The sequence below is a fragment of the Sorangium sp. So ce448 genome, assembly GCF_051520915.1.
GTDB classification, from domain to species: Bacteria; Myxococcota_A; Polyangia; order Polyangiales; family Polyangiaceae; genus Sorangium; species Sorangium cellulosum_B.
The window spans coordinates 12,716,660-12,740,722 of the sequence record NZ_CP150343.1 but is presented as its reverse complement, the minus strand read 5'-3'; the positions used below and the strand labels follow the sequence as shown (position 1 = coordinate 12,740,722).

17 protein-coding genes are annotated in these 24,063 nt (G+C 72.6%); 1 reads left to right on the top strand and 16 read right to left on the bottom strand.

Going from position 1 to position 24,063, the window contains the following annotated elements:
- Positions 1-62: 62 nt before the first annotated feature.
- Positions 63-1,103 carry a hypothetical protein gene (locus WMF45_RS47875; protein WP_437713717.1) on the top strand — a complete coding sequence of 347 codons (1,041 nt, stop codon included), beginning with the start codon at positions 63-65 and terminating at the stop codon, positions 1,101-1,103.
- A gap of 82 nt (positions 1,104-1,185) precedes the next feature.
- Here WMF45_RS47875 and WMF45_RS47870 read toward each other — a convergent pair whose 3' ends face one another.
- The 16 genes from WMF45_RS47870 to WMF45_RS47795 form a co-directional block, all read right to left on the bottom strand.
- A complete protein-coding gene (locus WMF45_RS47870) occupies positions 1,186-1,560 on the bottom strand; it encodes a response regulator (RefSeq protein ID WP_437713715.1) in 375 nt (124 codons plus the stop codon).
- 283 nt (positions 1,561-1,843) lie between these two features.
- The gene (locus WMF45_RS47865) at positions 1,844-2,602 is read right to left on the bottom strand and encodes an ABC transporter ATP-binding protein (RefSeq protein WP_437713713.1); all 759 of its coding nucleotides are present in this window, start codon (positions 2,600-2,602) and stop codon (positions 1,844-1,846) included.
- Positions 2,599-3,399 (bottom strand): ABC transporter ATP-binding protein, encoded by an 801-nt coding sequence (locus WMF45_RS47860; protein ID WP_437713711.1) that lies wholly within the window; start codon positions 3,397-3,399, stop codon positions 2,599-2,601. The genes WMF45_RS47865 and WMF45_RS47860 overlap by 4 nt, the downstream gene beginning before the upstream one ends.
- Positions 3,396-4,628 (bottom strand): branched-chain amino acid ABC transporter permease, encoded by a 1,233-nt coding sequence (locus tag WMF45_RS47855; protein WP_437713710.1) that lies wholly within the window; start codon positions 4,626-4,628, stop codon positions 3,396-3,398. The genes WMF45_RS47860 and WMF45_RS47855 overlap by 4 nt, the downstream gene beginning before the upstream one ends.
- Before the next feature lie 56 nt (positions 4,629-4,684).
- Positions 4,685-5,419 (bottom strand): ClpXP protease specificity-enhancing factor SspB, encoded by a 735-nt coding sequence (locus WMF45_RS47850; protein ID WP_437713708.1) that lies wholly within the window; start codon positions 5,417-5,419, stop codon positions 4,685-4,687.
- Between the two features lie 265 nt (positions 5,420-5,684).
- Complete coding sequence (locus WMF45_RS47845) at positions 5,685-7,058, bottom strand: phenylacetate--CoA ligase family protein (RefSeq protein WP_437713706.1); 1,374 nt, start codon at positions 7,056-7,058, stop codon at positions 5,685-5,687.
- Positions 7,059-7,359: 301 nt separating this feature from the next.
- On the bottom strand, positions 7,360-8,283 hold the full coding sequence (locus WMF45_RS47840; RefSeq protein ID WP_437713704.1) for a DMT family transporter: 924 nt from the start codon (positions 8,281-8,283) through the stop codon (positions 7,360-7,362).
- Between the two features lie 55 nt (positions 8,284-8,338).
- Positions 8,339-10,048 (bottom strand): IgGFc-binding protein, encoded by a 1,710-nt coding sequence (locus tag WMF45_RS47835; protein ID WP_437713702.1) that lies wholly within the window; start codon positions 10,046-10,048, stop codon positions 8,339-8,341.
- Positions 10,049-10,631: 583 nt separating this feature from the next.
- The gene (gene uvrA, locus WMF45_RS47830; RefSeq protein ID WP_437713700.1) at positions 10,632-13,676 is read right to left on the bottom strand and encodes an excinuclease ABC subunit UvrA; all 3,045 of its coding nucleotides are present in this window, start codon (positions 13,674-13,676) and stop codon (positions 10,632-10,634) included.
- Positions 13,677-13,812: 136 nt separating this feature from the next.
- Positions 13,813-14,583 carry a PP2C family protein-serine/threonine phosphatase gene (locus WMF45_RS47825; protein ID WP_437713698.1) on the bottom strand — a complete coding sequence of 257 codons (771 nt, stop codon included), beginning with the start codon at positions 14,581-14,583 and terminating at the stop codon, positions 13,813-13,815.
- 455 nt (positions 14,584-15,038) lie between these two features.
- On the bottom strand, positions 15,039-15,485 hold the full coding sequence (locus tag WMF45_RS47820; RefSeq protein WP_437713697.1) for a hypothetical protein: 447 nt from the start codon (positions 15,483-15,485) through the stop codon (positions 15,039-15,041).
- A gap of 13 nt (positions 15,486-15,498) precedes the next feature.
- Complete coding sequence (locus WMF45_RS47815; RefSeq protein ID WP_437713695.1) at positions 15,499-16,359, bottom strand: DUF2894 domain-containing protein; 861 nt, start codon at positions 16,357-16,359, stop codon at positions 15,499-15,501.
- Between the two features lie 101 nt (positions 16,360-16,460).
- The gene (locus WMF45_RS47810) at positions 16,461-17,093 is read right to left on the bottom strand and encodes an OmpA family protein (protein WP_437713693.1); all 633 of its coding nucleotides are present in this window, start codon (positions 17,091-17,093) and stop codon (positions 16,461-16,463) included.
- 115 nt (positions 17,094-17,208) lie between these two features.
- Positions 17,209-20,598 (bottom strand): hypothetical protein, encoded by a 3,390-nt coding sequence (locus WMF45_RS47805; protein ID WP_437713691.1) that lies wholly within the window; start codon positions 20,596-20,598, stop codon positions 17,209-17,211.
- 18 nt (positions 20,599-20,616) lie between these two features.
- The gene (locus WMF45_RS47800) at positions 20,617-21,468 is read right to left on the bottom strand and encodes a hypothetical protein (RefSeq protein ID WP_437713690.1); all 852 of its coding nucleotides are present in this window, start codon (positions 21,466-21,468) and stop codon (positions 20,617-20,619) included.
- A 77-nt stretch (positions 21,469-21,545) separates the two neighbouring features.
- Entirely contained in the window at positions 21,546-23,684 is a 2,139-nt protein-coding gene (locus WMF45_RS47795; RefSeq protein ID WP_437713688.1) for a prolyl oligopeptidase family serine peptidase, read from the bottom strand.
- Positions 23,685-24,063: the final 379 nt, after the last annotated feature.

Sequence of the window (24,063 nt, the reverse complement as noted above, 5' to 3'; positions counted from 1 at the left end):
GACAGAGGCCCGGGGTCATCTGCGCCTGGCACCGGCGGGGGGTCGGGGCTATCGGTTCCCCGATGGATCGCGCGCTACTTAATGAACTGAAGGCTCGTCAGATCGCGTTCCTCGAGGCGCGGCTCGTCTCGGAGGCGGCTGCGCGCGACTTCCGGGAGCGGCTGCCTGCCGGCTTCGCGGCGCTGCTCGCGACGCCGCTCGGCGAGCTCGTCGACGCGGGGGCGATCGGGCGCGCGCTCGAGGCGCTGGCCGCCGAAGAGCCGCTCCGGCGGGCGGTCCGGCCCGCGGCCGCCGCGGCGCTCGCGGCGCTCGTCGAGGCGGCGCGCGCCGAGCGGCGGCGCGCGAAGGAGCTCCTGCCGGAGGGCGGCCGCGACAAGCTCGACCGCATCCTCGAGCAGCCGAAGATCGTGCCGGAGCGGCTCGTGCGCGAGGTGCTGGAGAGCGCGGCGCTCGACGCGGTGATGCGCGACGTCCTCTACGACACGCTGATGGAGTTCTCCGAGAAGGTGAACCCGTTCTTCGCCGAGTGGGGCCTGCCCGCGCTCCTCAAGCGGGTCGCCCCCTTCGGCCTCGGCGGGGTCGGCAAGACGATGGGCGCGATGCGGGGCGAGTTCGAGCGGCGGCTCGAGCCGGAGATCCGCCGGTTCTTGCAGGGCTTCTCGCGCACGGCGATGCGCCAGGTGCACGACCTCCTCGTCGCCAAGGGCGACACGCCCGAGTTCGTCGGCCTGCGCAAGCAGGTCGCCACGTGGGTGCTGGAGCAGGAGATCTGCGCGCTCGTCGGTCAGCTCGACGCGAAGAGCTCGGCGATCGCCGAGGAGCTCGGCGCCGACATCGCCGCGCAGCTGCTCCGGGATCGGCCCGTCCGGGCGCGGACCAGCGAGGCGATCGCGGCGTTCGTCGCGGCGCACGCGCGCGAGCCGCTCGGCGAGGCGCTGGGGCGGCTCGGGATCGCGCCCGAGCTCGACGTCGGCGCGCTCGCGGACGCGCTCTGGCCCATCGTGAAGAGCATGTGCGCGACCGTACCGGTGCGCGCCTGGCTCGCGTCCGTGGTGGAGGAGTTCTTCGACGGGTTGCCGGACGGGCTCGAGCCGTCCGCGTGAGGCGGGCCGATGCGGCAGGCGCCTGGCCCGGGTGAGACCCGGCCCGCGGCGAGCGCGGGCCCCGATCCGAGGCCGGCCGCGGTCAGCCCATGGCCGAGGCGTCGGCCACCGCAGACTCGATGTACGCGAGGCCGCGCGACGGGCACGCGGGCACCGTGGGCGCAAAGGCCTCCATGTCCAGGATGAGCTCGGGGCCGACCGCGGGCGTGAGCACCACGACGGGCACGCGCGGCGACATGCGGCGGAGCTCCTCCATCTCGCTGTGGAGCTCCGCCTCCTGCCGGGGCACGAGCACCATCACATGAGGACGCCAGCGGGCAAGCACGTCACGCGCATGGCCGAGCCCGCAGCACGTCTCCACCGTGTAGTCCCGGGATGAGAGGAAGTGGACGAGCGGCTGGGAGTTGCTGGCGTCGTCGTCGATCACCAGGACGCGGGTCGTGCTCTCAATCTCCATGGGTATCCCCCGTCAGCAGCCGGCCCTGGCCGCCGCTGTGAAAACCAGGTCTTCATGGCCTGGCTCACAGTGACCATACTCCATATTCGGCAAAGAGCGATATCAATCGCACCTCAGCGCATCACGCGATGCGTTGATACGCGCTTGAAACACCAGCGCTCTCTGCCTGTTTCTCTTCCGATCCGCTTCTGATCCGCTGTGTTCCGCCGTGTTCCGCGAGGGCCCGTCTGCGGCCCGCTCGGGGAATCGCGACGCGCCGGCGAGCACCGGCGCGGGAGCGGGATCAGCCGCCGAGGTAGGCCGCGCGGATCTCTTCGTTCGCCGCGAGGTCCTTCGACTCGCCGCTCATGGCGATCTGCCCAGTACGGAGCACGTAGGCGCGCGTCGAGTACTTGAGCGCTAGTCGGGTATTCTGCTCGACGAGGAGTACGGTTGTTCCCGACGCCGCGATCTTGGCGATCGACTCGAAGATGTCCGCGACGAGCCGCGGCGCGATGCCGAGCGAGGGCTCGTCGAGGAGCAGCATGGCGGGGCGCGCCATCATGGCGCGGCCGATCGCGAGCATCTGCTGCTCGCCGCCGGAGAGCGTGCCGCCGTGCTGGTGCATGCGCTCGCCCAGCCGGGGGAAGAGCTTCACCACGTCGTCGACGGTCTCCGCCATGGTGGGGCCGTGCTTGTGGCACCACGCGCCGAGCTCGAGGTTCTCGCGGACGCTGAGGTTCGAGAAGATCGCGCGCCCCTCCGGGACGAGCGAGACGCCGGCCGCGACGAGGTCCTCGGTCGAGACGGACGCGAGGTCCTTGCCGTCGTAGCGGACGCGGCCGGAGGCGATCGGCAGGAGGCGGACGATCGTCTTCAGCGTGGTCGTCTTGCCAGCGCCGTTCGCGCCGATCATCGCCACGATCTCGCCGCGCCGCACCTCGAGGCTGACGCCCTTGAGCGCCTTGATGCCGCCGTAGCTGACGGCGAGATCGTCGACGACCAGCAGGGGGTCGCCGGGGGCCACCGAGGGGGGCTGCCGCGTCGGATGCGATGTCTTCATGCGGGCTCCTCCGCCGCCGCGCCGGCCGCCTCGTCGTCGATCTCCTCGCCGAGGTACGCGGCGAGGACCTTCGGGTCCCTGCGCACGACCTCCGGGGTGCCGTGCGAGATGGTCTCGCCGTGATCGAGGACGTGGATCTCCTCGCACACCCCCATCACGACCTGCATGTTGTGCTCGACCAGCACGACCGTGATGTCGAAGGTGTCGCGCAGCCAGCGGATCTGCTGCTTGAGCCCCTCGGCCTCGCCGTAGTTCATGCCCGCCGCCGGCTCGTCGAGCAGGAGCAGCCTCGGCTTGAGCATCATCGCCCGGGCGATCTCGAGGCGGCGCTGGTTGCCGTACGAGAGCGACGTCGAGATCTCGTCGGCCATTTCCTCCAGCTTGAACACCGAGAGCAGCGAGAGGGCGCGCTCGGTCATCTCCTGCTCGTCCTTGTAGAAAAACGGCGAGCGGAGCAGGGCGGCGGCGAGCGTGGATCTCCGCAGGTTCTCGCAGGCGACGAGCACGTTCTCGAGCACCGTGAGCTGGCCGAAGAGGCGGATGTTCTGGAACGTGCGGGCGATGCCGAGGCGCGCGATCTGGCTCGGCCGGAGCGGCGCGAGGTCGGTCCCGCCGAAGCGGATCGCGCCCTCGTCGTGCTTGTAGACGCCGGTGATCAGGTTGAACACCGTCGTCTTGCCGGCGCCGTTCGGGCCGATGAGGCCGAAGATCGAGCGCTCGGGCACGGAGAAGGAGACGTCGCCGACCGCCCGCAGGCCGCCGAACCGCTTGGTCACGTGCTTCAGATCGAGGTTCACTCGAGCTCCCTCCCAACCGCCTTGCCCTCGCGGCCGACGGTGATGCCGGGCGGCGGCTCATCGGGCGGCGCGCCCTCGTGTCCGGCGCCCGCCTCCACGCCGGTCGTGGCGGGGACGGGCTCGGCCGGGCCCACCGGGAAGCGCTTCCTGCGCGACCAGCGCCGGCCGAAGAGCTCGCGCTCGCCGAACAGCCCCTCGGGGCGGAGGACCATCAACCCGATGAGGATGGCCGCGTAGATCACCATCCTGAGGGCGTTCAGATCGAGCGCGGGGTAGGCCGCCTTCAGCGCGAGGACGCTGTCGAGGCCCTGCAGCTGCTCGATGAGCTTCACCGTGAAGGTCACGAACACGCCGCCGAGGATCGCCCCGGAGACGCTGCCCGAGCCGCCGAGGATCACCATCGTGATGGCGTCGAACGAGTAGTTGAACGTGAACTGGTCCGGCTGGACGGTGGGGTTGCCGTCGCGCATCGAGGAGAGCAGGGCGCCGGCGATGCCGCCGCCGGCGGCGGAGATGACGAACGACGTGACCTTGTAGCGCGTCGGATCGACGCCCACCGCGGCGGAGGCGATCTCGTCCTCGCGGAGCGCGCGCAGCGCGCGGCCCCAGCCGGAGAACTTCAGCCGCCAGGCGAGGATCGTCGCGAGCACGACGGCGCCGAAGATCCAGAACGGGCCGGCGTACTGCGGCACCCCGGTGTCGTCGGGGCCCGCATAGCCGATCGGGCCGCCGAGCGCCCCGAGGAGCTTGCCGATCGCCCCCTGGTCGGGGCCGCCGGTCGTCGCCGTCGCGATCGTCAGGCGGAAGATCTCGGCGAACCCGAGGGTCACGATGGCGAGGTAGTCGCCCCGCAGCCGGAGGCTCGGCAGGCCGACCACGAGGCCGAAGAGGGCCGCGACGAGCCCGGACGCGAGCAGCGCCGCGGGCATGACGACGAACGAGTTGCCGAAGAGCGGCTCGCCGCCGCCGAGGTGCTGGTGCAGGTTGCCGGCGACGACCGCCCCGGTGTACGCGCCGATCCCGACGAAGCCTGCGTGGCCGATCGAGAACTGGCCGGCCATGCCGTTGATGACGTTGAGCGAGAGCGCCGCGATGACGTTGACCATCGCGAACAGGGCGAGCTGACGCCAGGCAGCGTCCGGCAAGAGGGTCTCGAAGCCGAACTCGAGGGCGACGACGACGCCGAGGAGCAGGAGCGCAGTGAGGATGCGCTGCAACGGTCGAGGCATGGCCGGCCAGAGTTGGAATGGCCGAGCCGCACCGTCAAGCAGTTGCGTCAGCAGCGTTACTTGATGACCCGCAAATAGGGGGGCAGTTCCCGCTTCGGCTTGCCCGCCCCTTGGCGAGGCTTGGGCTCGGGCTCACCGGAGCCACCCGATTCGTCGTCTTCGCGCTCCTCGGTGGACCGCACCGGCGCGAGGGCCGGCGCCGGCACCGGCGCGAGCGCCCTCACGGGCGCGCCGGCGTCCCGCGCCGGGGCCTCGCCCGCGCCGAGGCGCTCGCCGGCCTCCGCGGGCACGGGCTCGAGCTGGGGGCGCGCCCTGTCGCGCGCCCGCGCCTCGTCCGCCGCCTCGTCGCTCCGCTCGTCGTCGCCGCTGGGGGGCGCGACGGCGGCGAGCCGGGGGCGCGGCCTCTTGGCGGGCTTCTGCGGCGGGGCGACGGCGGGGCGCTGCTGCTTCTGCGCGGCGAGATCGGCCGGGATGTCCTCGGGCCACACCATGCCGCGCTGGTCCTCGCTCACGAGCGCCCAGATCGCGTGCCACGGCAAGCGGCACCAGAACGGCGCGCGGTTGAACGACAGGGTGCAGCTGATCCCGTCGTCGTCCACCTTGAGGTCGGGGATGGCGATCGCCATGTTCATGCCGACCTGGAGGATCAGCTGCGGCTGCCCCGTGAACCACTTGGGGACGGAGACACCGGGCCGGCGCGGATCGAGGTGGATGAACACGCTCGGCTCTCGCTCGAGGAGGGCCAGCGCGACGTCCTTTTTCGGCGGAAGCGGTCTCTGCACGTCGGACATCGTACTGCTCTGCCCAATACCCCGGACCGCGCGGCTCCGCCAGCGCTTCGGGGAGGCCACGCGCCGAGCAGCGTGCCGGGTGAGCAGGCCGCCGCGCCCCAGGCACCAGGCGCTCCAGCAGATCTGTAGAAAACGCGCTGTGACCGTGAGCGCAGCGCGCGGCGCGGCCGGCGCCGGCGCCGCTCGAGCCTCCCGGCAGCCGCGCGCCGCCGGGGGGCGTCGCCGGGGTCGGGCGCGACAGGGGCGCGCGCGACCCCGGCGACGCTCACGCTGCGCGCCCCCGGCCCAGCTGGACGGGGACCTCGGAGAGGGTGACCCGGTGCTTGCCGCCGCTCGTGAGGGGGATGTCGTCGACGATCTGGACACAGACCTCCGCGCGCTCGCCCAGGTGCTGCCGGACGACGCGCTCGATGAGCCGCGCGGTCTCGGGCTGGAAGCCCTTGCCCGGGACGAGCTTGACCGTGAGCGCGCGCCGCCGGTCCTGGTGGACCTGGTAGCGGGCGATCGTCGGCTGGTCCTTGATGAGGTGCGGGAAGAACTCCCCGGCGAGCAGCTCGCCGTCGGGGCCGACGAGCAGGTCGAGGACGCGGCCCTCGACCGAGGCGAGCATCGGCAGCCCGCGGCCGCACGCGCACGGCGCGCCGGCGGCGATCGCGACGTCCTGGTTCTTGTAGCGGATGAGCGGCATCGAGCGGCAGACGAGGTCGGTCACGACGACCTCGCCGGGCTCGCCGGGGAGGGCGTGGCGCCCGTCGCAGAGCAGCTCGACGAACACGTTCTCCATGTTGATGTGCTTGCCGGCGTGCCGATCGCACTCGGCGGCGATCAGCATGAGCTCCCGGCAGCCGTACCGATCGAACACCGGCGCGCCGAACGCGCGCTCGATGGCCTCGCGCTGGTGCGCGAACAGCCGCTCTGCGCTCGTGACGATGCCGCGCGGCGCGGGGAGCGCGCGGCCGTCCGAGAGCGCGTAGCGCGCCGCGTGGTACAGCGCGCTCGCGTACCCGACGATGAGCTGCGGCCGGTAACGCGCGATCTCGTCGAGCAAGGCGGCGAGGCGCCGGTCGGACAGGTCGAAGGCGGAGATCATCTTCTTGCGGAGGATGGCCTCGTGGAGGGAGCGCTTGGCCTTCTTCGCGAGCGTCTCGCTGACCAGCACGGTGCTCCACAGGTGGAGCTCCCGGTCGCCGAGCCGGGCGCCCGCCCACCCGTCGGACCGCATGGCGGCCGCGATGCGGCGCTCGTAGGTGCGGTGATCGAAGCGGAACTGCACCGGCTCGCCCGTCGACCCGCCCGTGCCGCTCGCATACAGCCGGCCGACGAAGCCCTCGGCGAGGAGGTCCTGCCCGTGGGCGCGGAGGTCGGCCCTCGTGAGGACGGGGAACCGCAGGAGGTCCTCCGGCGCCTTCACCGAGGCGGCGCGCACGCCGTGCTCGGCGAAGCGCGCCCGGTAGAACGGGACGTGCTGCTCGGCGAACTGGAGCGCGGCGAGCATCCGCCGGAAGGCGAGATCGCGAATCTCGTTCTCCGATCGCCACTGGGAGCGCTCTATCCGCTCCAGGTCTTTCAGGGTCTCCCTGCCCCTCAAACGGGTCTCGTAGAAAGGGAACAGGATGTTTCGAAACAGCCCACCGTACATGGGCGAAGCGTTCTTTCGAATCATCGACCGTCAAGCGCGCGCGGGCGGCTCTCCCGCGAAATCCCTGTATTCGTGGCGCGGAGTCCGACCGGAGCGGCGCGCGCAGGCAAACTCCTGAGGCATCCCCTTGGATTCGTCGGAGATTCACGGGGAGGCGAGGAGAGGGGGAGGAGACCTTCAAATACTGCCTGTCTCCTCGCCTCGCTGTTCAAACGCTGTCCCAGCAGAGCTGGTGAGCGCTCGGCGCGATCGCTGCACGGACACACGCTGTCACGGCTGCACGCCGCGCCGGAGGGGCGCGTCAGCCTGCGCTCGTGGCCGCGGACGAGCTCGACCCGAGGATCGCGACGGTGGCGCCGGCGAGGATGACCGCGGCGCCCGCGATCTCGAGCGCGGTCGGGGTGGCGTGGAGCCACAGGGCGCCGATGGCGATCCCGCCGAGCGTCTCGCCGGGGGACACGAGCGCGACGATGGACGGGGACATGCGGCGCGCCGCCATCTGGACCGCTGTGTGGCCGACGACGGTGGGGACGAGCGCGAGCGCGACGATGGCGACGGCGGCGTGGGCCGGCGGCGGAGCGATGCCCTCGAGCGCGCCGGGCGCGAACGGGAGCGCCACGGCGAGGAAGACGGCGGCGCTGCCGTAGACGAGGGCGGCGTAGCTCCGCGCCGGCAGCGCGTCCCGGAGCCCGCGCGCGAAGGACACGTAGAGACCGTAGAGGAGGGTGGCGCCGACGACCAGGAGGTCGCCCGAGAGCCGGTGATCGCCGGCGCCGGCCGAGCGCGCGACCACGAGCGCGCCGACGGTGGCGAGCAGCACTCCCGCCTGCTCGGAGCGCGTGGGGCGGACGCCGAAGAACGCCCATGCGCAGAGCACGACGGCGAGCGGCTCGAGCGAGACGAGCGAGAGGGCCGCGGCGAGGGACGTGCGGTCGAGCCCCCAGAGGAAGAGCGCGAAGTGGACGGCGAGCAGGAGGCCGGCGCAGAGGACGGCGGCGGCATGGCGCGGCGAGAGGCGGGCAGCCGAGCGGGCGATCGCGCGCAGGTCGAGCAGGGAGAGCGCGATGGCGGCGAGGGCGACCCGGCCGAAGGCGATGGCGAGCGGGTGGACCGGACGCGCATAGCGGGCGAGCGGGCCGCTCACGGCGAAGGCGAGGCTGGCCAGGACGACGAAGAGCGCGGCGCGGCGGGCGCGACGTGCCGAGGAGCGCGGCTCGTCCGTCATGCGAGGGTGCTAGTTCAGGAGACCGGGAAAGACAACCAGCGCGGCGCGCGCGGGGTCAGCGGGGCGGGGGCGGCGGGGGCGCGATGACGACGAGGTTGAGCCCGCCAGGGTACTGGTAGCTCGTGTAGGCGCCGTAGCCGAGCACCTGGATGCCGACGGGCGCCGAGGCGGTCAGCACGTGCGCGCCGCCGTTGCCGGGGCCGAGCCGGACACGCGCGACACCGAAGCCGGAGCCGTTGCCGATCGGGGTCGGGGCGACATCGACGGAGCCCTCGTCGAGCGTGATCGTGGCGTCGAGCGGCTGGATGATGTCGACGTAGCTCTCATCGTAGTCGCTCGGCGCGAGGAAGACGTACTTGGAGCGGTATTGCTCGACCGCGGTGGGGTGGCTCTGCGACGGATCGCCCTTCTGGCGAGGCTCGGTGTCCGCGTCGACGATCTCGGCGCCCAGCATGAACGTGCTGACCGCGAACTCGTGGTCTCCCACGACCTCGAAATCCCGCCTCACCACGTCGAGGTCGACGACCTGGCCAGCGTCGATGGTGGCCGGCGCGCCGTCCGGCTTGCCGGACGGGTACGTCAGCGCCGTGCCATCGACGTTGCCGTAGAGGCGCACGATGTGGCCGATGACGCGGCCGCCCGGCGACGTCGGGACCGTCACGAAGTACCGCTTGCCCAGCGTCTCGGCGGGGAACACGGACTCCTCGATGTGGTCGCAGGCCTGGTGGCCGACCGGCGCCTGCACGCACGGGATGCCTGTCAGCACCTGGACAGGGCGGGTCGCGGTGACGAGGCTGCCGCTGAGGTCGCTCCTCGGGTGCCCGAGGACCTCGACGACATCCCCCTCGTCGAGCTGGACGGTGAAGCTGCCGCCGCCGCTCGTCCGGGGGATTCCGTCGCCCGCGACCACCGAGCCTCCCTGGGCGACGTTCACGGTGACGCTGGTGCCGTCCTGGATCCCGCTGATGACGATGTAGCCGCCGAAGTCCGCCTGCGCCCAGCCGCGCTGGCCCGTGATGCGGTAGTTGCCTGTCATCGCGGTGCTCGGCAGGAGCAGCGACGCGTCGTTGGTGAAGGAGAAGCAGCCGAAGGGCTCTCCGTCGTTGGCCGCGCACGGCTCGTTGCCAGGGCAGGACGACCAGTCCTTCCCGGACGGGCCGCCCTCTCCCTTGTACTCGAGCGCGTTGAATTGATAGACCGTGACCGGCCTTGTCGAGACGAGGTGGTAAGCGCCGCCGTCGACGCGGACGGAGCTCGTGATCGAGTCTCCTCCGGTGCAATGGGTGGCGTCGGGCCCCTTCAGCTCGCGCACCCAGGGGAGGTAGATCTTGCTCAGGCTGTTGGGCTTGACCTCGGCGCGCGCCACCGCGGCGCCGGCGCGCGTCACCTCGACCTCGGCGATCTCGTCGCCGGCGTTCGCGACGACGACCGCGTAGTCGAAGATCGACCAGACGATGTTCGCTGTGACCGTGGGCCAGAAGTCACAGCCGATATAGGACTTGCTCGCGGCGGCCTCCGCGCACGTCTTCGGGTCGCCGGCCAGCTCGGGGCCGACGTCGCCGCCCCCGGTGCCGGCGCCGATGTCGTCGCCGAAGCCGCTGGAGCTCATCGACCCGACGGCGTCGCCGCCCGAGCCGCCGCCGCTGGAGGTGGTCCCAGGCCGAGGGTCGCCCGCCGACGAGCCGCTGGCGGAGCACGCCGCCGCCGAGGCGGAGCCCACCCACAGTCCTACGCCGAGAAATAGAGCATGCTTCGAGATCTGCATGGGCCCTCCCGTCAACGGATCTCGAGCGCAGGGGCCTGTACGACAGCCCCGCTGGCACGAGAACTCATGGTGCTTTTTTGCTGAAGGTGCTGGTCGGGTGCTCGCGCACTCCTGGACACGTTGGTGTCCATCGATCCCGGCTACGCGCTTTTGCAGCGCGGTGCAAGCCGATCGAATGCATACGTTATGGGCGACACCAATGAATATCGCGCTTGTCTGAAATGGATGGTCAGCGAGCGACGCAAATCACAAACGCGTCTGTCTCAGGCGCGTCGGAAGGAGCCGTCGCAGACGTTCTCTGCCCCACTCTGCCCCAGATGATCCATCCCCGCGCGGCCGGCGCCCGCACAGGAGAAGAGGGCATCGGCGTCAATCGAGTTCGTTCGGTTGCACCCAGCGCGCGAAGCCCGCCCCATCGGTCACCAACGTGAACGTTTACGTGGTCGTGGTCGTGAACGTGGTCGTGGTCGTGGTCGTGGTCGTTCACGGCCTAACGTTGACGACCACGACCACGACCACGTTCACGACCACGTAAACGTTCACGACCACGTTCGGATGTAGGAGAACGCGGCGCGGGGCTTGGTTAACGCCTGGGGGCGAGAAGGGGGCTAAGGAACTGCCCTGTATACGACCCCTTCACCTTCGCGACGTGCTCCGGCGTCCCCTCGGCGATGACCCGTCCGCCTCCGGCGCCGCCCTCGGGCCCGAGATCGATCACCCAGTCCGCGCACTTGATGACATCGAGGCTGTGCTCGATCACCACCACCGTGTTCCCCGCGTCGACAAGCCGGTGGAGCACTCCGAGCAGCTTGCGGATGTCCTCGAAATGCAGGCCCGTCGTGGGCTCGTCGAGCACGTAGAGCGTTCTCCCCGTCTGGCTCTTGCCGAGCTCCCGGCTCAGCTTCACGCGCTGCGCCTCGCCGCCGCTCATCGTCGGCGCGCTCTGGCCGATCTTCATGTACCCGAGTCCGACCTCGACAAGCGTCTCGAGGACGCGGCGCAGCGCGACGTGGTGCTCGAAGAGACGCAGGCAATCCTCGATGCTTGTGTCGAGGATGTCCGCGATGCTCTTGCCCTTGAACCGCACCGCGAGCGTCTGCGCGCTGTACCGCTTGCCGGCGCACACCTCGCACGGGACATAGACGTCGGCGAGGAAGTGCATCTCCACCTTCACCATGCCGTCGCCGCTGCACGCCTCGCAGCGCCCGCCCTTCACGTTGAAGCTGAACCGCCCCGGGCCGTAGCCGCGCGCGCGCGACTCCGGCAGCTCGGCGAAGATCTCGCGGATCTGGTCGAACGCCTTCGTGTACGTCCCCGGGTTCGAGCGCGGCGTGCGGCCGATCGGCTTCTGGTCGATCGCGATGACCTTGTCGAGCGCCTCGAGCCCCTGGATCGTGCGGTGCGCGCCGACCGGCTCGGTGCTGCGGTGGAGCGCCCGGCCCAGCGCCGGCAGGAGGATGCCGTTCACCAGCGAGCTCTTGCCGGCGCCGCTCACCCCGGTCACCGCGAGCAGCACCCCGAGCGGGAAGCGGACGTCGATGCTCCTCAGGTTGTGCTCGGCCGCGCCCAGGATCTCCAGCCACCCGCGCGGCGCGCGCCGCGCCTCGGGCACCTCGATGCGCGCGCGCCCCGCCAGGTACGCCCCGGTCACGCTCTCGGGGTCACGCGCGATCTCCTCGGGCGTCCCCGCGGCCATCACCCGGCCGCCGAGGTGCCCGGCCCCGGGGCCGAAATCCACGACGTAGTCGGCGGCCCGGATCGTCTCCTCGTCGTGCTCCACCACGAGCACCGTGTTGCCCAGATCCCTCAGGCGCCGCAGCGTCTCGATGAGGCGCTGGTTGTCCCGCTGGTGCAGGCCGATGCTCGGCTCGTCGAGCACGTACATCACCCCGGAAAGCTCGCTGCCGAGCTGGCTCGCCAGCCGGATGCGCTGCGCCTCGCCGCCGCTCAGCGTCGGCCCCGAGCGGTCGAGCGTCAGGTAGTCGAGCCCCACGTTCAGGAGAAAGCTGAGCCGGCTCGTGATCTCGCGCCGCACCCCCTCCGTGATCTTCTGCCGGTTGCCCGGCAGCTCGAGCCGGGCGAAATGCTCGTAGGCGTCCCTCACCGTCATCGCGGTGACGTCGGCGATCCCCTTGGCCGCGACGCGCACCGCGAGCGACTCGGGGCGCATCCGCCGGGACCCGCAGGCGTCGCACGGGCGCTCGCTCATGAACTTGCGATAAGCGTCCCGCGCCGACTCCGATGACGACTGCTGGAACCGGCGCATCAGGCTGGGGATCACGCCCTCGAACTTCATGCCCCAGGTGCCGTGCGTCTCGGTCCCCTCTTTCCCCCACGTCACCGCGATGCGCTTGCCGGAGAGGCCATGGAGCACCATCTCCTGCTTCTTCGCCCCGAGCTTGCGCCAGGGCACGTCGAGGTCGACAGCGCACGCCTTGGCCACGGCGTCGATGATGCGGAACGTCCAGCCCTCCCCGCGCGCCATGGCCGACGCCCAGGGGGCGATGGCGCCCTCCCGGATCGACAGCGCAGGATCCGGGATCACGAGGGCCGGATCGATCTCGAGGCGGGTGCCGAGGCCGTTGCAGGCGCCGCACATGCCGAGCGGGCTGTTGAACGAGAAGCTCTGCGGCGAGAGCTCGGGGAAGCTCTGGCCGCAGCAGGAGCGCGCGGCGCTGAACAGCAGCGGGGCGTCGGGACGGCGTCGCTTCCCGGACGCCCCCTCGTCGGCCTGGAGCTCGACCCGGAGCTCGCCGCGCCCCTCCTGGAGCGCGAGCTCGACCCCCTCCGTGATGCGCTGGCGCTCGTCCGCCCGCACGACCAGCCGGTCCACCACGAGCGCGATGGTGTGCTTGAGCTTCTTGTCGAGCTTCGGCAGCTCGTCGAGCCGGTGCTGCGCCCCGTCGATCTCGACCCGCACGAAGCCGCGGCCCCGGAGCTCCTCGAACAGGTCCTTGAACTCCCCCTTCCGGTGCGTCACGAGCGGCGCGAACAGCACGAACTTCGTCCCCTCCGGCATCCCGAGGAGCTCGTCGACGATCTGCTCCGAGCTCTGCGCCTTCACCGGCTTGCCGCAGAGGTGGCAATGCTGCTCGCCGGCGCGCGCATAGAGCACGCGCAGGTAATCGTAGACCTCCGTGATCGTGCCGACCGTGGAGCGCGGGTTGCTCGACGCGCTCTTCTGCTCGATGGCAATGGTCGGCGACAGGCCGCGCAGGTGCTCGACCTGCGGGCGCTCGAGCTGACCCAGAAACTGGCGCGCGTAAGAGCTCAGCGTCTCGACGTAACGCCGCTGCCCCTCGGCGTAGAGCGTGTCGAACGCCAGGCTCGACTTGCCCGAGCCGCTCACCCCCGTGAACACCACGAGCTTCCGCTTGGGCACCTCCAGCCGATCGATGCGGAGGTTGTGCTCCCGCGATCCGAGCACCTCGATGAAATCCGGCTCGCGCGCCGCGTCGAGGAGCTTGAGCGCCGGCCGGTGGTGCTCCGCAGGATCGAGCTCCGTCGCCGCCGGGCCGGCGCGCCGCGCGCCCGAGGAGCCGCCCTTCCCCGGCTTGCTCAGCGCCGCGCGCCCGGACGGGGATTCGATGGATTGCGGGTGTGTGGATCCGTTCGTTCGCGCGCCCATTGGGATTCCCACCGCCATTAACACGGTGGCACGCTCTCTGGCACCTCCTGGCACGCGGTGTTCCATGGAAAAACTGGCGGGCTGAGCGCAATGCTCTCGCCCTCACGCCGCCGGAGCGGCAGCGCGGGCGCGCGGATCAGCGCCTGGTCGGGCCGCCGGGCGAAGCGCGCCAGCGCACGACAACGCAGGTGACGTTATCGGGGCCACCGTTCTGGTTGGCACGCTTGACGAGCCGGGACGCGATCTCGGCCAGATCGGCCTGGGTCGCCAGGATACTTGCGATATCTTGCGCCGACACCACGCCGGACAGGCCGTCTGAGCAGAGCAGGAGGACATCCCCTCCCTCGATGGCGTCGATCCGCGTCTCGACGTCGACCGCCTCGTCGGTGCCGAGGGCGCGGGTGATCACGTGCTGGAGCGGGAACGAGCTGGCCTGCTCGGGGAGGAGGTGGCCGAGCCGGATGCACTCGTTGACGAGCGAGTGATCGCGCGTGAGCTGCTCGAGGTGATGATCGCGGAGGCGGTATACGCGGCTATCGCCCACGTGCGCGACCGCGATGAAGCCGTCGCGCGCCAGCACGGCCGCGATCGTGGTGCCCATGCCGCGCTTCTCCCGGTCGCGGCGCGCGGCGGAGAAGATGCGGCCGTTCGCGAGCTGGATGCCCGCGACGAGCAGGGGGAGCCCCTGATCGACGTAGCGCGCCTCCGAGCCCCGCGTCGTGGGCGGCCCCACGCCGACGGCAATAGGCCAGGTGGAGTCCGGGTCGTCGAAGAAATCACGCACCGTATCGATCGCCAGGCGCGAGGCGACCTCCCCGGCGGCGCGCCCGCCCATGCCGTCGGCCAGGAGGAACAGCCCCCGGTGCTCGAGGATCGCGAAGCTGTCCTCGTTCGTGTCTCGGACCATGCCAGGATGGCTGATCCCGGCGGCTTCAAAAACGAGGTGACGCTGCACGGCGCTTCCCTCCAGCGTGCTCGCAGGCACGCTCTGCCGGACTGCCGGACGACGGGCGCGCGTCTTCCGTCATCGCGTCATCCACACCCTTCCGGCGCCTTCCTCGGACCGATCGCGCGACACGGGGTGCTTCGTCTGCTCATCTTTGCCGCCCGCTCCGACTGCTCCCAGCGAGCCTACGCGCCAAGGATCGGTCGCGTCCACCAGATCAGGCCTCGGGGCGCGCCCGCCCGCGGCCGTCCGCGCAGAGCTCGGCACGGTGCGCGATTGCGCCCCACGTTGCGCGCCCGTCGCCGTTCCGTTTCCAACGTCTTGATTTGCCGCGGCTCCGGGGCGGCCTCCCGCCGGGCCAGCGAGCCGACCGGGCCGCCGGGCCGAGCCGGGGACGCCGGCGCGCGGCGGCCTCGTCACGGGACCGCGAACCGGTCGGCGCCGCCGCCGGAGCACGCGCTCAGCGCGAAGCCGAACCGTTCGTCCTCGGTGCCCTCCTGCATGATGCGCTCGAGGTTGCGGCACTCGTGGCGGAAGACGCCCCGGAGCGCGTAGCGATCCTTGCTGTTCACGACGACCACGACGCCCGTGAGCGTGACCTCGAGGCGGTAGGTGACGGGATCACCTTCGATGGTGTACCGCGTGGTCGTGAACTCGCTCGGGTCGTGGTTCCTGTACGCCTGCCAGATGCACTCGCGCGCCGCGCCGTTGTAGCCGTCGCCGCGCTTGACCACCTCGGTGCCGCACTGCTTGAGCGGCGGCGTGAGCGGCCCGCTCTGCACCTTGTCGGGCGAGGACGAGCAGGAGCTGGCGAGCAGGAAGAGCGCGAGGGAAGCGAGCGATCGGCCTGGCGAGCAAAGCATGGGGACTACTTACCTAACGCGATCCGCGAAAAAGGGATTCTTTTTTTCGGACGGACCGGGCCGGCCGTCGGCGAGGGGCGGGGTCGCTCGTGTTCCGAGGGGCGGCTTTTTTCCGCGCTGGCTTCTCGGGCTGCGGCTCGAGCGCGGCGGCCAGGGCGCCGAGGTCCTGGAGGCCGGCCACGAGCGCGCGCAGGTAGTGCTCCGAGAGCCGCTCTGCGGCGCAGAGCGCCCGGGAGGCGAGCACCTGGGCGTTGTAGGGGCCGGCGTCCTCCGGCACGTTGTCGGCCGCGCGCGCGACGGCGAGCGTGGCGCGCGCGCTCACCAGCGACTCGTGGAACAGCGCGGTGGACAGCGCGCTGCTGAGGGCCTGGGCCTGCCGCTTCACCCGGCGCTCGACGACGTCGCCGTCGCACGGGAGCTCGGCGAGATCGCGCGCGAGCGGCCCGGGGAGGCGCACGTCGCGCGCGGCCACCTCGCCGCGGAGGCGCGCGAGCGAGGGGACGGCGGTCGTCTTCCGCTCGGCGGCGAGCGCGCGCAGGCGGCGGCGGGCGGCCCTCACGACGGCGGGGAAATCGCCGAGCGCGAGCGCCGCGGCCAGGGCGCCGTCGTGAGGGAGGCCGGCGTCGGCGAGGGCGCGGAGGTGGGCCTCGGCGTCGGCGCGGGCGCGGTGGAAGGCGGCGTCGAGCGCCGCGAGCCGCGCGGAGGCGCGGGCAGCGAGGCGCGCGCGGGCGCCGCCGTCGAGGGCGCGAGCGCGCTCGAGGAGCGCCTCGACGAGGCGGTAGCCCGCGGGGTCGAAGCGGTGGGCGCCGGCCGCCCGCAGGGCGGCGAGGCGCGCGTCGGCCGGGGGCGACCCAGGTTGGGGGCACGCGGCCAACCCGGGTTGGGGGGGCGCGGCCAACCCGGGTTGAGCGGACGCGGCCAACCCGGGTTGGGAGGGCGTTGTCGTTGTCGGAGAAAAATCCGACGTGGATGTCATCAGGGCGCGCCTCGCCGCGGGATCGGCGAGATCTCCACCCGGCGGTTCTTCGCCCGGTTCTCGCTCGTGTCGTTGGGCGCCACCGGGTGCCGCTCTCCGAAGCCGGCCGCGAACAGCGACGCGTCGGGGACACCCGCCGCGGCGAGCGCCCGCGTCACCGTGAGCGCTCGCTGCGCCGAGAGCTCCCAGTTGTCGGCAAAACCGCGGGACGAGCTCGTGAGCGGGCGGTCGTCCGTGAAACCGCTCACCATGATGAGCTCGTCATGATGCTCGAGGTACGCCTTGAGCGGATCGGCCAGCGCGCGGAGCAGCGCGACGCCCGCAGGCTGAAGCTCGGCCGAGTTGAGCTCGAACAGGATGCTGCCGCGGATCCCGATGCGCCCCTCCGTCAGGGTGATCCTTCCCTCGGCCAGCGGTCCGGCCAGGGCGCGCTCGAGCGACTCCAGGCGCGCGCGCTCCGTCGCGCGGGTGGCGCGCTCGGCGGCGAGATCGCGGGCCAGATCGACCTGAAACGAGATCGCCCAGACGAAAAAGAGCACGAAGAGGCCGAAGAGACAGGCCATGAGGTCGCCGAAGACAGGCCAGACCGCCGCCTGCTCAGGGACGTCGTCTTCGGCCGGCGTCAGGGACATCGCCTCGCTCTCGCGGCTGACGTCAGCAAACGCGGTGAGCTCTCGCCACGATCCGCGGAGCCCACCATCTCGAGGCGCGAGAGACCAGGGCCACACGCACGCGAGGCGCGGCGCATCAGCTCGTTTTGCTCCTCAGCGCCCGCAGCTCGGAGAAGAGCTCGCGCTGGAACTGCAGCGAGTGATCGAAGACCTCACGGGTCTGGTCGAGGTAAGCGCCGAGGAGGTCCGTCGCCTCGCCGTGCTCCCGGCGCTCGATCGCGTCCTCGATCGCCCCCAGGCTGTTCAGCCAGCGATCGCTCGCGTCGCGGTAACGGTCAACCGCAACGGTGAACATTTCCGCCACGGATGTCATCTCGGCACCGCCGGCCCGCACGAGCTCCGAGGCCTCCCGCACCACCGCTGCGGTTGCCTCGAGGCTCTCGCCGAGGCCGCGGGCGTGGGCGCTGAGCCGCTCGGCGAGCCCGTCGGCCGCCTCCTGCCGCGCTCCGTCGAGCCGCTCCTCGAACGCCAGCAGCCGCGACGCCTGCTCCGCCAGCTGCGCCTGCGCCGCCTCGCCCAGCGCCGCCACGCGCGCCTCCGCCCGCGCCTCGCGCTCCGCGCCGCTGCGCTCCGCCGCCTCCGCAAGCGCGGCCACCCGCTCCGCCTGCTCCCGCGCGCTCCCGGCCATCCCCGCCGTCGCCTCCGACAGCTTCTCCAGCAGCGCGTCCAGCCTCACGTCCCGCGCTGCGTCCGCCTCCGCGCGCGCCGACAGCCGCTCCGACGCCTCCCCGATCAGCCGCGACGCCGCCTCCGGCGCCGCCTGCGCCGCTCGCGCCGCCTCCGACAGCGCGCCCGACAGCGTCTCTCCCAGCGCCGTCAGGTGCGCCGCACGCTCTGCATCCAGCTCCGCCTGCCGCTTCGCCGCTTCCGCTGCGCGCGCCGCGTGCGCTCGCTCCAGCCGCTCGATCGCCTCCCCCACCACCGACGACAGCCGCTCCGCCTGGCCTTCCAGCCTCGACGCCGACGCCGTCTCGAGCTCACGCCGGCGCGCGGCGGCCTCCTGGTCCAGCCGCTCGAGCCGCTTCGCAGCGCCCTCTTCCATCCGCTCCAGCCGCGACGCCACGCCCCCTTCCATCCGCTCCAGCCGCGACGCCACGCCCCCTTCCAGCTGCGCCAGGCTCTCGCCGAGGCCGCGGGCGTGGGCGCTGAGCCGCTCGGCGAGCCCGTCGGCCGCCTCCCGCCGCGCTCCGTCGAGCCGCTCCTCGAACGCCAGCAGCCGCGACGCCTGCTCCGCCAGCTGCGCACGCGCCGCCTCGCCCAGCGCCGCCACGCGCGCCTCCGCGCGCGCCTCGCGCTCCGCGCCGCTCCGCTCCGCCGCCTCCGCAAGCGCGGCCACACGCTCCGCCTGCTCCCGCGCGCTCCCGGCCATCCCCGCCGTCGCCTCCGACAGCTTCTCCAGCAGCGCGTCCAGCCGCGCGTCCCGCGCTGCGTCCGCCCCCGCGCGCGCCGACAGCCGCTCCGACGCCTCCCCGATCAGCCGCGACGCCGCCTCCGGCGCCGCCTGCGCCGCTCGCGCCGCCTCCGACAGCGCGCCCGACAGCGCCTCGCCCAGCGACGTCAGGTGCGCCGCACGCTCCGCGTCCAGCTCCGCCTGCCGCTTCGCCGCTTCCGCTGCGCGCGCCGCGTGCGCTCGCTCCAGCCGCTCGATCGCCTCCCCCACCACCGACGACAGCCGCTCCGCCTGGCCTTCCAGCCTCGACGCCGACGCCGTCTCCAGCTCGCGCCGGCGCGCGGCGGCCTCCTGGTCGAGCCGCTCGATCCGCTTCGCAGCGCCCTCTTCCATCCGCTCCAGCCGCGACGCCACGCCCCCTTCCAGCTGCTCCAGCCGCGACGCCACGCCCTCTTCCATCCGCTCCAGCCGCGACGCCACGCCCCCTTCCAGCTGCGCCAGGCTCTCGCCGAGGCCGCGGGCGTGGGCGCTGAGCCGCTCGGCGAGCCCGTCGGCCGCCTCCCGCCGCGCTCCGTCGAGCCGCTCCTCGAACGCCAGCAGCCGCGCCGCCTGCTCCGCCAGCTGCGCCCGCGCCGCCTCGCCCAGCGCGGCCACGCGTGCCTCCGCGCGCGCCTCGCGCTCCGCGCCGCTGCGCTCCGCCGCCTCCGCAAGCGCAGCCACGCGCTCCGCCTGCTCCCGCGCGCTCCCGGCCATCCCCGCCGTCGCTTCCGACAGCTTCTCCAGCAGGACGTCCAGCCTCACGTCCCGCGCTGCGTCCGCCTCCGCGCGCGCCGACAGCCGCTCCGACGCCTCCCCGATCAGCCGCGACGCCGCCTCCGGCGCCGCCTGCGCCGCTCGCGCCGCCTCCGACAGCGCGCCCGACAGCGCCTCGCCCAGCGACGTCAGGTGCGCCGCACGCTCCGCGTCCAGCTCCGCCTGCCGCTTCGCCGCTTCCGCTGCGCGCGCCGCGTGCGCTCGCTCCAGCCGCTCGATCGCCTCCCCCACCACCGACGACAGCCGCTCCGCCTGGCCCTCAAGCCTCGCTGCCGACGCGACGTCCGCCTCGCGCCGCGCGCGTGACTCCTCGTCGAGGCGCCGCTCGACCGCCTGCAGCGCGCCGCCCGCGACCGCGCCAGCGCGCTCCACCGCCTCCGCCAGGATCGGCCTGACCACGCTCGCCGCGACGTCGGCGGTCTGCCGGAGGCCCGCGGCGATGTCGCCGCGAACCTCGGCCGCGGCCGCGGCGAACGAGGCGGCGGCCTGGCGCGCGCCCTCCACCTGGACCGCGAGCAGCCGCTCCTCGAGGCGCTCGAGCCGGCCCGTCGCCTCGCGGAGCGACGCCGCCGCGGCGGGGAGCGCCTCGCCCTGCCGCGCGAGCGCCTCCAGCGCCGCGAGCTGCCGCCCCGCCACCGTGAGCGCCGCGAGCGGGCCCGACGCGTAGACCTGGAGCGCCACCGCGGCCCGCGCCTCGGCCCGGCGCAGGAGCACGCCGGCGAGCCCGAGCATCCCCGACGCCGCGACGCCCGCCGCGGACGTGCCGAACGCGCGCGAGAGGCCCTGCATGGGCGCGGCCAGGCTCTCCCGCAGCGCGTCGACGTCGGCGCTCAGCGTCAGCGCCTCACGGGCCCCCCGCAGCGTCTCGAACAGGCCGAGGAACGTGCCGAGCAGCCCGATCATCACGAGCAGGCCGACGAGGTACGACGCGAACGTCGTGCTCGCCGGGGGCAGCGCCGCGCCGGCGATCCGCGCCTCGAGCATCGCTCGGAGCGGGGCGCCGCTCTGCTCGATCGCCGCCCGCGTCGCCGGCCGCGGCAGCGCGCCGAGCTCGCGCTCGATCGAGGCGGCCCGCCCCGCGCGCACGAACAGCTCGAGCGTGCCGAGCGCGAGCCCCAGCGCGATGAGCTGCACGAGGCGGTACGCCAGCGGATCCGCCCCGCGATAGACGAGCGCCGCCCGCCCCACGAGGGCGAGGCCGACCCCGCCGGTGAGGAGCACCAGGATCCGCGTCGTCCACTGCCGCGCCGTCGCGAGCCGCATCGTGAAGCCCCCCGCGAGCTACGCGGGCGCGCCCGCCGCCGCCGCCCCATCGACCAGCGAGAGCAGCCGGCCCGCCTCGTGCGCGAGCACCGCCTGGACCACGAGCTCCATGCGCTGGAGCTCCCGCAGGAGCCACTGCTCCTGCCCGAACCAGCCCGCGACGTCCTCGAGCCCGGCCGCCTCCGGCAGCGCGCCCACGGCCGCGCGGAAGGCCCGCGCGAAGGCGCGCGAGAGCCCGGGGACGAGCTCGGCGAGCGCGCGCTCGCGCCGCTTCTGGGTCGCGGCGGAGATCGCGGCGTCGAGCCGCTCGAGCCGCGCCGCCTCCGGGCCGAGCGCCCGCAGCGAAGGCGCGAGCTCCTCGCGCAGCGCGCGCGTCTCGAGCCGGATGCGGCCGAGGAGGCGGCCCGTGAGCTCCCCGAACGGCTCCCAGATCTGCCCCACCGCGGACGCGAGCGGGCGCCCCGCGCGGTCGCGGGCGGCGCGCGCGGGCAGCAGCCCGGTCTGCTCCAGGGTCGCGTGCACCGCCGCCGCGTCGGGGAGCCTGTTCCGCCGGTGGAACGGCGCGGCGAACACCTGGTCGAGCGCCTCCGCGAGCTCGCCGAGGTGATCGGCGGCGAGCGCCCGGACCTCGGCGCGAGCGCCCCCGGACGCCGGCGGCGGCGCGGCGTGGCGGTCGAGGAGCGAGAGCTCGCGCGCGAGCGAGACGCTCCCGTGCAGGTCCATGAGCCCGGCCAGCACCGCCGCAGGATCGGCGAGGTCCGCGAGCGGCGCGCGCGGGCCCTCCGCGAGCGCCGAGACGGCGGCCGCGAGGGGGCGCGAGATCAGAGGCCCGCGGCGGGAAGCCCCGGCTACGGGGTGAAGCGTTCGCACAGCGGCGCGTTGTTAGCCGTCGCGGCGCGGAGCCGCAAGCCTGTCCGTCGCCCCGCCCGCGGCGCGCGTCCCGCGCCTCACTGCTTGATGGACGGCGCCTGCGCGCTCGTGGCCCAGAGCGCGAACGAGATCTGGTCGGCGCCCTTCGCGACCGCCGACTTGATGAGATCCGCGCCGCCGTGCCCGGCATTCCGCTCGATGCGGAGCAGGACGGGACCGCCCGCGCTCGCGGATTGCAGCGCGGCGGCGAACTTGCGCGCGTGCATGGGGTCGACCCGATCGTCGCTGTCGGCCGACAGCAGGAGGACCGGCGGATACCGCTTCCCCGACTGGACGTGGTGATAGGGGGAGTAGGCGTAGAGCGCCTTGAACTGCTCCGGATCGTCGGCGGAGCCATACTCGCTGATCCACGTCTTGCCGGAGCCGAACAGGTGGTATCGCACCATGTCGAGCAGGGGGACGCCGCAGAGGACGGCCCCGAACAGGTCGGGTCGCTGCGTGAGCGCGGCGCCGACGAGCAGGCCGCCGTTCGAGCCGCCCTGGATGGCGAGCCGCTCGGGCCGCGTGTACCCCTCGCCGACCAGGTGCTCCGCGGCGGCGATGAAGTCGTCGAAGACGTTCTGCTTCTTGAGCAGCATCCCGTCCCGGTGCCACGCCTCCCCGTACTCGCCGCCGCCGCGCAGGTTCGCCACCGCGTACACGCCGCCCCGCTCGAGCCAGGGGTACATCGAGGAGGTGAACGCGGGGGTCTGCGACATCTGGAACCCGCCGTAGCCGTAGAGCAGCGCGCGGGAGCTCCCGTCCTTCTTCATGTCCTTGCGGCGGACGATGAACATCGAGATCTTCGTGCCGTCCTTGGAGGGGAAGAAGGCCTGCTCGACGCTGAAGGGCGACGGATCGATGGGCACCTCGATGCGCGCGTAGAGCTCGGTCCGACCCGTCTTGATCGAGGTCGCGTGGATCTCGTGAGGCGAGGTGTAGGACTCGAACGAGAAATACGCCTCGTCCTCGTCGGGCAGCCCGGAAGGGCCGCCGACGGTGCCGATGCCCGGCAGCGGGACCTCGCGGACCAGCTTGCCGTCGAGCGCGCGCACCTCGACCCGGCTCGAAGCGTCCTTGAGATAGCTCAGCGCGAGGTGCCCACCCACGATGGAGACGCTGTCCAGCGTCGCGTCCGGGCGCTCCGGGACGATCTCCTTCCATGCGGCGCGATCCGGCCTGTCCGGATCGACCTCGAAGACGCGGTAATGCGGCGCGCCCTCGTCGGTGTGGACGTAGAACCGGTCCTTGTAGACCTCGACGGTGTAGTGGGCGTCGCGCCCGACCGCGAGCGGCTTGTCCGCGGCCTGGCCGCCCGGCCTGCGGAGATCGCGAAAATAGACGTCAGCCGAGGTCCACCCGTGAGAGACGGTGAGCACCAGGAAGCGGCCATCCTTGGAGAGGGACGCGTTAAGGAACGTCCTTGGATCGCCCGTCCTGCCGCGGACCACGCGATCCTGCTTCGGATCCTGGCCGAGCCGGTGGAAGCGCACCTCGGCGTAACCCGGCCGCTCGGCGATCGGGATGGACGGGTCCGTGGGGAGCCAGACGTAGTAGAAGCCGTCGCCGGAGGGCGTCCACGACGCAACCGCGTACTTGGCCCCTTCGATGACGTCCACCTCGGAGCGCTTGCCGGACGCGACATCCATCACATGAAGAGTCGCTTCATCCGAGTTGTTCTGCTGGATCTTGTAGGCGACGTTCTTGCCGTCCCACGACACCTCCCATCCGCCCAGCGAGACGCTGCCGTCCTCGGACCAGGTATTCGGGTCGAACAGCACGCGCTCCTCGCCGCTCTTTCCCTCCTTCCAGTAGACGACCGACTTCTCCTTCGTCGCGTGCCGCCGGCTCAGGAAGTACCGGCCCCGGCGGTGGCGCGGCGCGGAGACCGCGTCGATGTAGAATAGCTGCTTCAGCCTTGACGCGATCGCGTCCCGCTCGGGGAGCCGGGCGAGCTCGGCGCGCGTGAACGCGTCCTGAGCCTTCATCCACTCCTTCACCTCGGGCGCGCTGCCGTCCTCGAGCCAGCGGTACGGGTCGGTGATCTCGACCCCATGCACGGCGTTCGTCACCGGGGCGACGCGGGTGGGCGGGTACGCGGGGCGGCTCGGGTTTTCGGCGGCGGGGGCGGGCGCGGCGCTGGCCGCGGTGGGGAGCAGAGAGGAGCTTGCGGTCATGGTCGGACCCGATGGGTGTGCCTCGCCACCTCCGCAGGCGCCAGCGAGAAGCGCCGAGAGGAGCAGGCAGGGAGAGTACTTCATGGTGCGACAAGCATACCGTGCCCCAGCCGACAGGGGCACGCGGGTTCGCGGGGCGCGCGCCGGGGCGCGAGGGCCGTGCGAGGCGGGTCGGCGGGGCGGGCGGTGTTCCCGCGCCGCCAGCGGGCGGGGGGTCACATGATGGGCCGGAATATCCGATAGATGCGCTTCTCGTCGTGTCCTGGCCTGGTGTTTGCGGCGGGTCTGGAGGGCCGGCTGCGGCATGACATCTCTTGATTCCCGAGAAGGCGTTTGCTCCTCTTGGCTCCTCTCCTCGAATGATGCCTCCGCGCGGCAC